Source organism: Larkinella ripae (assembly GCF_054780775.1).
In genome coordinates, this window is record NZ_BAAGVR010000025.1 from 86558 (window position 1) to 99202 (window position 12645).

Annotated in this window: 13 protein-coding genes; 5 read left to right on the plus strand and 8 right to left on the minus strand. The window is 53.1% G+C overall.

Features of this window, described 5'->3' with window-relative positions:
• A complete protein-coding gene (locus tag ACYVHX_RS20345; RefSeq protein WP_460673524.1) occupies nucleotides 1–1059 on the minus strand; it encodes a methyltransferase in 1059 nt (352 codons plus the stop codon).
• An 87-nt stretch (nucleotides 1060–1146) separates the two neighbouring features.
• Here ACYVHX_RS20345 and ACYVHX_RS20350 point away from each other — a divergent pair, with 87 nt between their 5' ends.
• A complete protein-coding gene (locus tag ACYVHX_RS20350; RefSeq protein WP_460673525.1) occupies nucleotides 1147–1752 on the plus strand; it encodes a cupin domain-containing protein in 606 nt (201 codons plus the stop codon).
• Between the two features lie 24 nt (nucleotides 1753–1776).
• Nucleotides 1777–2286 (plus strand): cupin domain-containing protein, encoded by a 510-nt coding sequence (locus tag ACYVHX_RS20355; RefSeq protein WP_460673526.1) that lies wholly within the window; start codon nucleotides 1777–1779, stop codon nucleotides 2284–2286.
• A 5-nt stretch (nucleotides 2287–2291) separates the two neighbouring features.
• Here the strand turns inward: ACYVHX_RS20355 and ACYVHX_RS20360 are convergent, their stop codons facing one another.
• The 4 genes from ACYVHX_RS20360 to rocD all read right to left on the minus strand — a co-directional run bounded on the left by ACYVHX_RS20360 (nucleotide 2292) and on the right by rocD (nucleotide 6044).
• The gene (locus tag ACYVHX_RS20360) at nucleotides 2292–3350 is read right to left on the minus strand and encodes a hypothetical protein (RefSeq protein ID WP_460673527.1); all 1059 of its coding nucleotides are present in this window, start codon (nucleotides 3348–3350) and stop codon (nucleotides 2292–2294) included.
• Entirely contained in the window at nucleotides 3325–3894 is a 570-nt protein-coding gene (locus ACYVHX_RS20365) for a hypothetical protein (RefSeq protein WP_460673528.1), read from the minus strand. Before ACYVHX_RS20365 ends, ACYVHX_RS20360 begins: the two co-directional genes overlap by 26 nt.
• Before the next feature lie 98 nt (nucleotides 3895–3992).
• A complete protein-coding gene (locus ACYVHX_RS20370; RefSeq protein ID WP_460673529.1) occupies nucleotides 3993–4565 on the minus strand; it encodes an RNA polymerase sigma factor in 573 nt (190 codons plus the stop codon).
• A 246-nt stretch (nucleotides 4566–4811) separates the two neighbouring features.
• Complete coding sequence (gene rocD, locus ACYVHX_RS20375; protein WP_460673530.1) at nucleotides 4812–6044, minus strand: ornithine--oxo-acid transaminase; 1233 nt, start codon at nucleotides 6042–6044, stop codon at nucleotides 4812–4814.
• A 132-nt stretch (nucleotides 6045–6176) separates the two neighbouring features.
• Between rocD and ACYVHX_RS20380 the strand changes: the two genes are divergently transcribed.
• Both ACYVHX_RS20380 and rpmB read left to right on the plus strand, forming a co-directional pair.
• Nucleotides 6177–6344, plus strand: a complete 168-nt coding sequence (locus ACYVHX_RS20380; protein ID WP_460673531.1) for a DUF5522 domain-containing protein — start codon at nucleotides 6177–6179, stop codon at nucleotides 6342–6344.
• Nucleotides 6345–6584: 240 nt separating this feature from the next.
• Nucleotides 6585–6824, plus strand: coding sequence for a 50S ribosomal protein L28 (gene rpmB, locus ACYVHX_RS20385; protein ID WP_460673532.1), 240 nt, complete (start codon nucleotides 6585–6587; stop codon nucleotides 6822–6824).
• A gap of 119 nt (nucleotides 6825–6943) precedes the next feature.
• On the opposite strand, the gene ACYVHX_RS20390 is transcribed toward rpmB, so the two are convergent.
• Nucleotides 6944–8203, minus strand: a complete 1260-nt coding sequence (locus tag ACYVHX_RS20390; protein WP_460673533.1) for a retropepsin-like aspartic protease — start codon at nucleotides 8201–8203, stop codon at nucleotides 6944–6946.
• A 237-nt stretch (nucleotides 8204–8440) separates the two neighbouring features.
• On the opposite strand from ACYVHX_RS20390, the gene tpiA reads away from it, so the two are divergent.
• Nucleotides 8441–9205: a triose-phosphate isomerase gene (gene tpiA, locus ACYVHX_RS20395; RefSeq protein ID WP_460673534.1), complete on the plus strand. Its 765-nt coding sequence runs from the start codon at nucleotides 8441–8443 to the stop codon at nucleotides 9203–9205.
• Between the two features lie 82 nt (nucleotides 9206–9287).
• On the opposite strand, the gene ACYVHX_RS20400 is transcribed toward tpiA, so the two are convergent.
• Nucleotides 9288–10691 carry a DUF5723 family protein gene (locus ACYVHX_RS20400; RefSeq protein ID WP_460673535.1) on the minus strand — a complete coding sequence of 468 codons (1404 nt, stop codon included), beginning with the start codon at nucleotides 10689–10691 and terminating at the stop codon, nucleotides 9288–9290.
• Nucleotides 10692–10698: 7 nt separating this feature from the next.
• Complete coding sequence (locus tag ACYVHX_RS20405; protein WP_460673536.1) at nucleotides 10699–12618, minus strand: RecQ family ATP-dependent DNA helicase; 1920 nt, start codon at nucleotides 12616–12618, stop codon at nucleotides 10699–10701.
• Nucleotides 12619–12645: the final 27 nt, after the last annotated feature.

Genomic DNA, 12645 nt, shown 5'->3' on the forward strand with positions numbered 1-12645 from the left:
TTACTTTTTAGCGACCACCATCGCCCGGCCCGGAATCGACAGGTACTTTTTTACTTTAAACGGTTGCAGCCCCGCAGCGGTCTGCCATTGCTGGATTTCGCGGACGGAATAATTCCCGGCGGTGCTGGTTAACCCGTAAAACAGATCCATGCTGTTGCCCACGAGGTTGGTGCCGACACCGGCGGATTGGCCGTCGGCGTCGGGCCGGATGAATTCATTGATGATGTAGACGCCACCCGGTTTGAGCGACCGGGCCACTTTTCGGGCGACTTCCCGGTTTTGTTCATCCGTAAAGTGATGGGCCAGACTCGACATCAGAACAATGTCGTACTGGGCTTCCCCAAAATCGTCCGTCAGCGCATTGCCGGCCCGGTGCTGCACCCGCTCGCCCAGACCCGCCCGCGCCAGCAGCGGGGCCGCCTGTTCGATGGCGGGCGGCAAATCCAGAATAACCGACTGGAGGTTTGGGAGTTTTCGGCACAAGGCCACGGAATGCTGGCCGTGGGAGCCACCAATGTCGAGCATCCGGGTGGCCTGTTTTGACACGGGCGCTTTTCGGCCAAATTCCTTTGCTTCGGTGCCGGTTGCGGCCAGCATGGCCTGCTGGTAATAGGCCCACTGCTCGGTCGTCAGGTGATCGTGATACTGAATACCCTCGCCCGTTTGCAGGTAGTGGCCCAACTGCTCCAGCCAGGGCCAGACCACCCGGTTGTTGAAAAGCATCAGGCCCAGAACCGACTCGGTATTTTCGCTGAGCACCCAGCGCTGGCTCATGCGGGTGAGCATATACCGGTCCGTTTGATAACGGAGATAACCCAGAACCGTCAGCAAATCCAGGAGTTCCCGCAGCGGTTTTGGATGCAGGTTGCAGGCGGTTGCAATGTCGGCAACGCTCTGTTTTCCCTGGTTTACGGCTTCAAAAACGCCTTTATCCGCGGCTTCCAGGACGGCTTTACCAACAATCGGAAAAATCTGGGCGTGCAGCAGCGGCAGCGGAACCAGATTGATTTGAAGGGCAATCCATTCCAGCAGGGTTTCGGGCGTAACAGTTAGTCGCATGCAGGTCGCAAAAAATGTGTATCTTCGTTTTACGGTAAACCGGATTTCAACGTGTGTAGCTGAAATAAGCAGTATTTATTTTAGGGTATGAGCCAAGTGAACGATTTCATCAACTCTGGAATACTGGATGAGTACTGCCTGGGCTTGCTTTTGCCCGGGGAAGTTCAGGAGGTGGAGCGGATGGCGGGTTTGTATCCCGAAGTTCAGCAGGCTCTTGACCAGGCCTTCCGTTTGTTGAAGTCCGCTGAAAATCAAGCCGCGGCAGCCGGACCGGACCTGAAAGAACGGATTTTGACGACTTTAAAGCAACTGGCTGAGCCGCAGGCCTTTGATCTGAACAATCTTCCGCTCATCAACGCCTATGCGGACAGTGAGCAGTGGCTACGCACCGTAGCGGCCATCGAGCCAACGGGTGACTTTCGAAATCTGTATGTGCATTCGTTGCGGAACACCGACGGTGTGGCCCAATTTATCCTCTGGGTCAAACAGGAAGTCAGGCCCGAGCATCACCACGATGAACGCGAAAGCTTTCTGATTCTGGAAGGTACGTGCGAATGCCGGATTGGTGGTGAAATAATCCGGCTTTCGGCCGGTGACTATATTGATATTCCGCTGGATGTGGAGCACACGGTCCGGGTGTTGTCGCCCGAACCGGTGAAAGCCCTGGTTCAGCGGGTGAAAATTGGGGTGTAACGTTTAACCGATTCGGCTTGGCTCATGAATTTTCCGGCTCATTACTGGATCGATGCGTATCAAATGCAGGCGCACCCCGAGGGCGGTTATTTTGTCGAGACGTACCGCTCGGCCGAAACCGTGCCACAATCGGCGCTGCCCGCCCGGTTTTCCGGCGACCGGAGTTTTAGCACCGGGATTTACTTCCTGCTGGAAAACCACCATTTCTCGGCTCTGCACCGCATTCAGGCCGACGAAATGTGGCATTTTTACGCGGGCGGCCCGCTAAATGTGTACGTAATTCACCCGTCGGGATCGCTGGAAATTATTCGGCTGGGCAACAATCCGGCAGCAGGGGAGGTGTTTCAGGCGGTGGTGCCGGCCGGGAGCTGGTTTGGCTCAAAACCGGCGGCCGAAACCGCGTATTCGCTGGTGGGCTGCACGGTGGCCCCGGGATTCGATTTTGCGGATTTTGAACTGGCCGGTCGGCCGGAGTTGGTCCGCCAATACCCGCAGCACCGCGAAGTAATTGAACTGCTTACGCCGGACTCCTAAACCGGTTATTGAAACTTCACGTCGCCGAACTGCGAAACAACCCGCACGCGGGTAGCCGTCCCCTTTCCTACTTTTCCGCTATACTGTTTTTTCAGTTTCGGGCCGCGGCTTTCGTCCTCATCGGGTTGGGCATTGATCATGATCCGGCCATCGTTCGGGTATTTGAACCCGCCATAACTAACCGTTACATCGAAATTATAATCGTTGGTATTGGCCATGGGCAAGGTAACCGATGAGTAACTCGCCTGAATATCAACGTTATTGACCGATTTGTTGAGTTGGTCGATCTTAAAACCGCCCGAGAAATCGACTTTCAGATTACACGATTCTTTGACGGTGCCAATCTTGGCGCCCGAATAACCGATTTTTCCGTCTAACCGGCTCACTTCACCGATCCAGAGCCCGCCAAACTGGTTGTTCAGGTTGATGTTGTTGGCTTTTTCCAACTGGAGCTTGGCATACTGAATGTTCAGTTTTCCGTTTTCCATGGCCTGAATGTCGGCTTTACCAAACCGCACGTCCACATCGACCTGGTTTCCGTTCAGTTCCGTGGTCGAAAAATTACCGTGTTGCTGGTTGATGGTCAGGGGGGCGCTAAATGTCGGAATATTCGTGTTGCCAAAGGAGTTCTTGACCGTCAACGGATTCGTTTTCGGCATCGACACCTGGTAATCAATTTGTACAAAGTTCTTTTCGCCGTCCTTGTTCCGGGTCATGATCCAATTTCCGCCGAAACCGCTCTTATCAATATTGGTTTTCAGGGTAATCTGGTCGCCGTTTCGTTTTTCAATGATTTCGACGGCATCCAGGTATTTCTGAATCCGATCGTCGGAACTGGAGCTGGCCTTGATCGTAATATCGACGCGGATTTCGTCACGGTTCCAAAGGTTGATGTTGACGTTTCCGAACTGATTATCAATTAGTAAATGATCTTTGGAGGTGACGTCGTATACTTTCACAATGGTTTTCTTCCGTTCGCCCATTTCGTGCAGATCGGCCCGAACGAAGCCGACCGACAGGACGCTGACCAACAGAAAATTAAACAGGATTTGTATTCGGTTCATGGTTTTGTTGCTTGATACGTTGAATAATCATCAACTGCTGGTTGAGCAGGTCGATCTGCATTTTCAGGTTCTGGACCATCGCCTGAATCATGATTTCCTGATTCGGCGTTTTGGGCAGCTCCTGTTTCAAATTCTGGTACGTTTTTTCCAGCCGGTCCAGATCAGCCGCAAACTGCTGGTACAGCGCCGGATCACTTTCCAGGACGGTTTTTAATTCACCCCGCTTGTCCTCAATCAAACGGGTATACTGTTGCACGGTGCGGGCATACGTTGGATCAAATGCCACTACATCGGGCTGGTCGGTTACACCATATTGGCTGTTGAAGTACCAGAAACTGCCCAGACCGGCCACCAGCAAAAGGGTGGCCGCCATCTGCCAGACCATTCGGCGCCCCATCCAGGCCGGGCTGTTGAGCCCGAACCACAGCGGACGTTCTTTGTGCCCGAGCCCCTTCTCCAAATCTTTCCACAAATCCGCCCGCGGCTCAAATACATCGAAATCTTCCCGGTTATCCCGGACAAATCGTTCTAATCGGTCTTTCATCATATTCGTTAAGTGAATGGTGATGGAGCGAATGAGTGAACAGGATCGAAGACCAGGCTGTTGATCTTCACTCATTTCGTCATACTGGCATTCACAATTTATTTTAACATCTCTAATAGTCGCTTCTTGGCGCGCATGTACTGCGTCCGGGAAGTGGTTTCGCTGATGCCCAGCACGGCTCCGATTTCCTCATGATCATAGCCTTCGAACAGATACAGCGACAAAACAACCCGGTAGCCCTCCGGCAGGTCCTGCATGGCCCGGCGCACCCGGTCCACTTCCAGTTGAATACCGTCTTCATCAAACGGTTCGGCATCCGCCAGATCCAGACCATCGTCTTCGCCCAGCCGCTGCGAATCCAGGTCAACCCATTGAATTCCGCCCCGGCTTTTCCGGTTTCTTAACTGATTAATAGACCGATTGACGACGATTTGTTTCAGCCAGGCCCCAAATGTCGATTGATTCCGGAACGAATGCAGGTTGTTGAACGCATCGAGAAAAGCCTCCTGCAATACGTCCTCAGCCTCACCCATGTGGTTGAGAATACGCATACAAACGTTAAACATGGCTTTTGAATAGTGCTTGTACAATTCGTACTGCGCACGCCGTTCACCTTGTTTACATCTTTCTACGAGTTCGACATGTCGGTCTATATACAACTTTGTTTCCAAGCGGACTGAGGAATCGGATGCGGCTGATTTTCTTCTCAATGACACGGTGTGGTAGGGCAACGTTGCACCAGGTTTTATTTTTTTTCAGCGATCTGTACTAAAACCGGCACCGTCTCCGTTCCGAAACCTTCATATGATCTCTTTGGAGCGAAAGGAAGGGTAAAACCGCCGGTTGATGCGTTCACGGAAACGCCCACCGGCGGTTTGTCAATTTAGTAGCGGTTTTTAAGCGGCTGGAGCGGGCGGCTACGAAAATTCGAGAAGAGTCTGCTCGATGAGGTCGCAGGCTTCGTGCATTTGTTCTTCGGTAATCACCAAAGGCGGGGCAAACCGGATTTTATCGCCGTGCGTCGGCTTACACAGCAATCCCTTGTCTTTCAGACGAAGACAAATTTCCCAGGACGTTTTTTCACCGTAAACCGGGTGTTCGTCAATTACGATGGCGTTCAGCAAACCCTTCCCCCGCACACGTTTCACCAGGCCGGTTTTTCCGATTAGGGCGCTCATTCGCTGGCGAAAAATCTGACCCATTGCCTCTGCATTTTCCGCCAGCTGTTCATCCTCCACTACTTTTAGCGCTTCCATCGTTACGGCACAGGCCAGTGGATTGCCGCCGTAGGTAGAACCGTGTTCGCCCGGTTTGATGGTCAGCATCACTTCGTTGCTGGCAAATACGGCCGAAACCGGCATGGTGCCACCCGACAGCGCTTTGCCCAGCACCAGCAGATCCGGTTTTACGTCTTCGTGATCGCAGGCCAGCCGCTTGCCCGTCCGCCCGATGCCGGTTTGCACTTCATCGGCGATAAACAGGACGTTGTATTTTGTGCATAACTCCCGAACGCCTTTCAGGTAACCTGCGTCCGGCACCACCACGCCCGCTTCGCCCTGAATGGGCTCGACCATAAAACCGGCGACGTTGGGTTCGTTTCGGAAAACGTCTTCCAGCGCCGTCAGATCGTTGTACGGAACGAGCAGATACCCGGGTAGGAGCGGACCATAGTCGTTGGTGCTTTCGGGATCGGTAGACGACGAAATGGCCGCCAGCGTCCGGCCCCAGAAATTACCGGTGGCGAATACGGTTTTGGCCTGATTCTGCGGAATGCCTTTCACTTTGTAAGCCCATTTCCGGGTGAGTTTGAGGGCGGTTTCGCCCCCTTCGGCCCCCGAATTCATCATCAGCACTTTGTCATAGCCGAAATAATCGCACAGGAATTTTTCGCAGACACCCAGTTGGTCGGTATGAAAAGCACGGGAGGTCAGGGTCAGACGCTGGGCCTGCTCAATCAGGGCGTTGATGATGCGCGGGTGGCAATGGCCCTGACTCACCGCGCTGTAAGCCGATAGAAAATCGAAATACTTTTTTCCTTCCACATCCCACAGGAAAATGCCTTCACCCCGGTTCAGCACCACCGGAACCGGTTTGTAATTATGGGCTCCGTAGTGCCATTCCAGGTCGATGGCCAGTTGGGTTGCTGTCATTGTTGGTAAAGTTTCCATCATTACAAAGTGGGAGGTGAGTGGGTAAGTTGGTGGCTGATGCGTAATTTTCGGGCAATTCTGCTGAAAGCCAACCGCTTCAAAATTACAACTCCTTGCTCAGTCCGACAAACTATGCCCGCTACGAATCCCAAAAAGCCGAACGTTGAAGGACTGGACAACGAAGATTACTACATCAACGAAGCGGGGTATCTCGTCTTTACGCGGGCTTACCACCTGAAGCGCGGCTATTGCTGCAAAAACGGCTGCAAACACTGCCCCTGGAGGAGAATGAAGAGTTAAGAGTTATGAATCAAGAACTTTCATCCAATCGTTCTAAATGCACTTGAAAGTTACTTTGAATTTCCTTTGAGCCGGGTCGGCGTTTCGGGTTTCGAGGTAACTAACGAAAGAAAATAGTACCATAATTTGAGGGCGTCAGCCAACTCATAATGCTTCATTCATAACTTTTAATGCCTTCAGGTTTGGATTTTTGGTAAGTATTTGCCAATTTTGCAGGCTCATTCAGAAAAAGGTATTGTCATGGCACGAGTTTGTCAAATTACAGGAAAACGGACGCGGGTTGGTAATAACGTATCACACGCTAACAATAGAACAAAGCGGAAGTTTTATCCCAACCTGCAGAAGAAACGGTTCTTCCTGGAGTCGCAGGGAGCATGGGTTACACTGAAGGTTGCTACTTCGGCCATGCGGACGATCAACAAAAAAGGATTGGAAGCGGTTTTGAAAGACGCTCACCAAAAAGGAACGCTGTCGGTTTAACCAAAACAGCGGCACCGGAAGGGGCTCTGTTCGTTAAAGAACCGACTTTAGTCAAGCAAAATGCGGAAGTCGCCGGATAATTCTATTCGGCGACTTCCGCATTTCTATTTAGTCAAGCCTTAAATCATTCGTTTCAGGGCGAATTGGGCAAACACAATGGCGCCGTTGCGCCGAACCAGAATGTTAATCTCCTTGCCTTCGCCTTTCTGCAACAACTTGTAGATTTCGCTCACATTCAGGTCGCCCGCGGGGGTGTTGTTAATGAAAAGAACTTCGTCGCCGTCTTTCAAACCCGAGCGGTCGGCGGGCGAATTTTCGATGACTTTTTCAATGTAATAATTCCGGAAATTATCACCGCGCGCTTTTAGTTCAAGGCCGCTCATGTCGTGTTCAAACGACTGTTTCAGAATGCGTTTGACGGGTTTCAGCACCATGTACTTGTCCTGGTAATTGAACGTGACCCGAAACCGGCGCAAAATCTCACACCCCAGGTTACCATTTCGTTCGGCCGCGTGTTCGGCAATCTTCAGCCCGAAGGAAGCGCTGTCGGGGAACGAAGCCACCACATTGGCCATTTCGAAATTGCCCAGCCGGATTTTCTCGATGCGGCCCAGATTTCCGTTAATGACCCCGCTTAACCCCCGGCCCAGCTGCGCCCGAATGAGCTTATCCGGCAGGCGGATATCGTCGCCGTTGCTGCGGTTAATCAGCAGCGCGTGACCCGCACCCGTGTCGATCACCACCCGAATGGGCAGCGTTTTGCCGTTTTCGAGCAGCGCCATTACATCCGTATACGGTTTTGTGTCCTGGATCGCAATGGGATAACGGGACCCGTGCGACCGGCGGTACCGGTAATTTTTAGGTGTGTTCAGCACCAGTTCCCGGCGCTGAAAGTCAATGGTGACGACAAAGTTGCTGAAAATTTCGTACCCAAAAATACCGTGAATCGGCACTCCGACGTATTCGGACAGGCGCAGAATGTCATCATCCAGCACTACGATGTTCTGGTGGTTGGCCTGCATTTGCCCCATTTTCAGGTGGTTGTCGATGGCAACGGAAGCCATCAACTGCCCTCCCTCACCCGCGCCCGTCAGCTTCACTTTTCGGGTAAAACGCAGCGGTTGCCGCCGGACAGCCGTCGGATCGGTAATGATAACCGAGCTAACGCCGGTATCCAGAATAAAATGCAGGGTATCCGAATTGTTGATTCGGACCGGGACAATGATCAGGTTGGAATGGAGTTGGAATGGAATCCGGGCCTGTTTGCGGTTATTGCTGATAAAATAACCGTATTTTTCCGAATTGTTCTGCTCGTCATTGCCTGCCCGCACCTCCTGCCAGCAGAGCAACATTCCGAAGAATATAACAAACAGTCTCATCGTGCTTAGTATCAAATACGTAGGAAAGATACAACTATTTTGTCTAATAACACAATTTTTTAGAAAATGGTATTTTGCGTTTCTGATACTTTCAATTTGAATGAAAAATGCTGTTGAAAAACCGCTAATTTCGTCCCGCGAGTGGAGGAACAAGAAATTTCGGCAGAAGGTTTATGAAGCCCGAATTTTTTGTATCCGATTCGTAATCAGGCTTTAAAATCATTAAAACTGTTAGCAATGCGTAGAAAGATTGTTGCCGGAAACTGGAAGATGAACAAGACGCTCGATGAAGCTGTCGCGCTGGTGTCGGAGGTTGTCAATATGATTAAGGATGAGGTGACGAGCGATGTGGAGGTAGTGTTGTGCACGCCATCGATTTATCTGACCACCTTAAAACCGTATCTGGAAGGCCAGTCGCGCGTGGCGCTGGGCGCTCAGAATTGCCACGAAAAAGCGTCGGGTGCCTATACGGGTGAAATCTCGGCCCCCATGCTGAAGTCGATCGGCATTTCGCACGTCATTCTGGGGCACAGCGAACGGCGGCAATATTTCGGCGAAACCAACGCCCAGCTGGCCGAGAAAGTGAACAGCGCGCTGGCAAACGGCCTGACGCCTATTTTCTGCTGTGGCGAATCGCTGGAACAACGCCAGAATGAGGTTCATCAGGATTTTGTGCGGACGCAACTGACGGAGAGCCTGTTTCACCTTTCGCCGGAGCAATTTGCCCACGTTGTCATTGCTTACGAACCCATCTGGGCCATCGGCACGGGACTGACCGCCAGCTCGGAGCAGGCGCAGGAGATGCACGAAATTCTGCGTCAGCACATCGCCAGCCACTACGGTCAGGACGTGGCCGATAATACGTCAATTCTGTACGGCGGGAGCGCCAACGAGAAAAATGCTGCCGAACTGTTCGCTCAGCCCGACGTTGACGGCGGTTTGATCGGCGGAGCCTCCCTGAAATCCCGCGAATTCACCATCGTCGTCAAAGCGAGTAAGTAAATTGGAATGACGAAGTAGGCATGATGAACGATGAATTAATTACGCTGCATTAGCTAACTCATCGTTCATCATGCCTACTTCATCATTCTTTTTTGCGCCATTTCCAGACGGAGAAGCCGATCCAGACCAGCGAGCTGCGGTTTTCGCCTTTTTTGCTGAACAGTCGGCGCATGTCGCTAAAACCGAGGTGGATGGGTCCTAGGCGGGTTGACATGCCGACGGCCACGCGGCTGTCGGGACCAATGATGGAAACCGGTAAGCCAAATTCCACATCCTCATCTTCAAACCGGGGCGTAATGATCAGCATATTCGGCATACGAACCGTCGCGCCGGATGTTAAGTTGTTCATTGATAAGCCGTTTACGTAAAATGACCTTGCCAGCCGCATATCGGCTTCGAGGTGGAGCATACGCGGAAGAGCCACTTTGCCGGGTTCATACGACTGCGAACTGTTATCGGATTTGGCGGTGAGGTAATCCATCGGCGCATTTCCTAATTGCTCCAGCTCCGGCTGATTGAAGGTTAACGGGCCGCTGCCGGTCACGGCCTGGCCCGCCGGATAGCTGATGCTTCCGCCGTTCATCAAAGCCGCCGAAAGCCGGAGCCAGTAGGCCGGACGCGGGTCTTTCGTGGGGGTCTGGGAATTGTAACCACGCCCGGTCGTCCGCTTCCCGATCTCGTACGTAGCGCCGAAATCATACCCCCAACCGCTGCCGTAGGCACTGGAAAAAACCGAGCCTAAGCTAAAGTCCTTCCGGGCCGTGGTCTGACCCAGTTCGTAATCCAGGTTCGTAAGAGCGAGTGTTTTTTCCACGTCACCGTTGTTCTGGAGAATGGCGTAGTTGCCACGGGCGTTCAGATAACTCAACTGAGCGCCCACAATCCGGCGGATCGTCGCGCCGATTTTCAGCCGGTGCCAGTGTCCGTCGAACACCTGCAACCCGTAGGTCAGGCCGACTTCGCCGTAGCTGTTATGCGCCAGCCCAAAATCGAAGTTCCCCGACGAGGGTTGCAGATTCCGGTAAAAAAGCCGGTTTCGGTAGGCTTCCGTCAGGTTTTCGGGCAGGGCCGAGCCATAGAGATAGCTTTTCATCCGCGTGTGCAGCGCAATGGTCTGATTGCCATCGACATTAATCAGAAATGACGGCCCCAGAATTTCGGAGTAGGCGGTGGTACGGGGGGCGTTGGTAATGGAACCGACGGTGCGGAGCGGCAGACTGAGGCCCCGGCTGTACGGTAACTGAATGGTTTGAAACAAGCCTTTTGCGACGTATTTCGTGTATAAAGAATTGACGGAAGAATGCCCGGTGAAGGCTACAAACTGAAATTTATACCGCGAACCCGCAATGGACGACGGATTTTGGAGCATCCGGTGAATACCGCCGTAATTGCTACTCACCAGCCCCGGGTGATACTGCGCCCAAACCGTGGAGGAGCCACACCCCACCAAAACCGCCAGGAACAGGCGCGAAACGTAATTTTTCATAAAACGCTTATCGTTGATTCATTGTGTTTACGGCGTGCAAATGACCGGCGGCATCGATCCATAGCAGGTCGTCGGCCAGCATGTGCCGGAGAACGTCCGAAAGCCGGTCGGTATTCAGATTCAGCTGGTCGGCCAGCCGACGGGGGGCCAGCCCCTGCCCGTTGGTCGCTTCGAGTTGCTGAATAATCTGTTGCCGCAGCCGGTCCGTATCCACCGGCGCCTGCTGCTGGCTCAGGCAATGATCGCAAACCCCGCAGGCCTCTTTTGGTTCTTCGCCAAAGTACGCCTGTAAGAGCCGCGTCCGGCACTGCACCGGGTTTTGCACGTAGTCGACCATCGCCCGCACTTTCGCCAGATTCCGTTGCTTGCTGCGCTCCAGTTCCATCACGTTGATGGGTAGATTCCGGGCGTCGAAACGCGGGGTCAGAAACGTCAGCTGCGGTTTATCCTTCTGTTTTTCGTAGTGCAGAATCGACCGCTGCGACAACTGTTCCAATATCGAAAAAATTTCTTCTTCCGGCATCCGGGCGGTTTTGGCCATCGCACTTTCCGCAATGCTGATGAAGTTGGTAAACAACTCCCCGCCGTACATCCGAAGCAGCAGTTTCAGAAACAGGTCGTAATGCGGATTCATAACCTGAAACTCGTACAACGCCCGGTTGTCCACCGCCAATACCACTTTCGACGGACTGAAATACGCTTCACTCAACTCAATAAAGCCTTCCAGCTGCAACTGTTTCAGGGCGTAATGCGTCTCCGTCACCGGCAGTTGAAACGCCTGACAAAAAGCCGTCAGGTCAAAATCAATATTCATAAATTCGCCCCCACCGACCGCCAGGTTGGCGTAATTCGCCAGCGCCTGATACACCCGTTTGAGCATCTCAATCGGCGGATATTGCTGAATGATCCGCTGCTCGATGTCGCTCAGATCCTTGTGGTTGTAAAGCAAAACCGCATACGCTTTTTTCTCATCGCGCCCGGCCCGTCCGGCTTCCTGGTAATAGGCTTCCAGGCTATCGGGTACGTCCAGGTGAACAACCGTTCGAACATCCGGTTTGTCGATGCCCATGCCAAAGGCGTTGGTGGCCACGATGATCCGAATCCGGTTATGGAGCCAGGCGTCCTGTTTATCCGACCGTTGCTTCGCCGTCAGGCCCGCATGGTAATAATCCGCCCGAAGGTTTTGGTGATGGAGCCATTCCGCAATTTCCTGCGTTTGCCGCCGGCTGCGCACGTACACAATCGCCGAACCCGGAACGCCCTGCAACACCTTCAGCAAGCGGGCTTCTTTATTCTCTTCGTAGAACGCGGAATACGACAAATTCTTGCGGGCGAACGTTTGCCGGAACACCTGCGGCCCGGGCATTTCCAGTTTTTCCACAATGTCTTTCTGCACCTCCGGCGTGGCCGATGCCGTCAGCGCCACCACCGGCACGCTGGGCAGTAATTTGCGAAACTCCGCGATTTGCAGGTAAGGAGGCCGAAAATCGTACCCCCAGGCCGAAATACAGTGGGCTTCGTCGACGGCCAGCAAACCGACCTTCATCTGCTTGACCCGTTCAATCAGAATTTCGGTTTTGAGTCGCTCGGGCGAGACGTAAAGAAACCGGGTGTTGCCGTAAATGCAGTTGTCGAGCGCCCGGTCGATTTCGCGCCAGTGCATGCCGGAATAAATCGCCACGGCCGGAATACCGCGCCGACGCAACTGCTCAACCTGGTCTTTCATCAGCGCAATCAGGGGCGTTACGACGATGCAGACTCCGCCGAGCGCCAGTGCCGGGAGCTGGAAACAAAGCGATTTGCCCCCGCCGGTCGGCAGCAGGACAAGCGTGTCGCGCCGGTCGAGCACGGAACGGATGATGTCCTCCTGCAACGGCCGGAACGACTCGTACCCCCAGAATTGTTTCAGAATTTGGTGGATGGTCATACCAGCCGTAAAGATAAATCAATCCGA

Excerpts from the sequence above, each read along its gene's own strand:
- ACYVHX_RS20380 (WP_460673531.1), top strand. The coding sequence starts at position 6,177 with ATGCCCGCTACGAATCCCAAAAAGCCGAACGTTGAAGGACTGGACAAC.
- rocD (WP_460673530.1), bottom strand. The coding sequence starts at position 6,044 with ATGACAGCAACCCAACTGGCCATCGACCTGGAATGGCACTACGGAGCC.
- ACYVHX_RS20360 (WP_460673527.1), bottom strand. The coding sequence starts at position 3,350 with ATGAACCGAATACAAATCCTGTTTAATTTTCTGTTGGTCAGCGTCCTG.
- ACYVHX_RS20390 (WP_460673533.1), bottom strand. The coding sequence starts at position 8,203 with ATGAGACTGTTTGTTATATTCTTCGGAATGTTGCTCTGCTGGCAGGAG.
- ACYVHX_RS20365 (WP_460673528.1), bottom strand. The coding sequence starts at position 3,894 with ATGAAAGACCGATTAGAACGATTTGTCCGGGATAACCGGGAAGATTTC.
- ACYVHX_RS20405 (WP_460673536.1), bottom strand. The coding sequence starts at position 12,618 with ATGACCATCCACCAAATTCTGAAACAATTCTGGGGGTACGAGTCGTTC.
- ACYVHX_RS20350 (WP_460673525.1), top strand. The coding sequence starts at position 1,147 with ATGAGCCAAGTGAACGATTTCATCAACTCTGGAATACTGGATGAGTAC.
- rpmB (WP_460673532.1), top strand. The coding sequence starts at position 6,585 with ATGGCACGAGTTTGTCAAATTACAGGAAAACGGACGCGGGTTGGTAAT.
- tpiA (WP_460673534.1), top strand. The coding sequence starts at position 8,441 with ATGCGTAGAAAGATTGTTGCCGGAAACTGGAAGATGAACAAGACGCTC.
- ACYVHX_RS20355 (WP_460673526.1), top strand. The coding sequence starts at position 1,777 with ATGAATTTTCCGGCTCATTACTGGATCGATGCGTATCAAATGCAGGCG.
- ACYVHX_RS20400 (WP_460673535.1), bottom strand. The coding sequence starts at position 10,691 with ATGAAAAATTACGTTTCGCGCCTGTTCCTGGCGGTTTTGGTGGGGTGT.
- ACYVHX_RS20345 (WP_460673524.1), bottom strand. The coding sequence starts at position 1,059 with ATGCGACTAACTGTTACGCCCGAAACCCTGCTGGAATGGATTGCCCTT.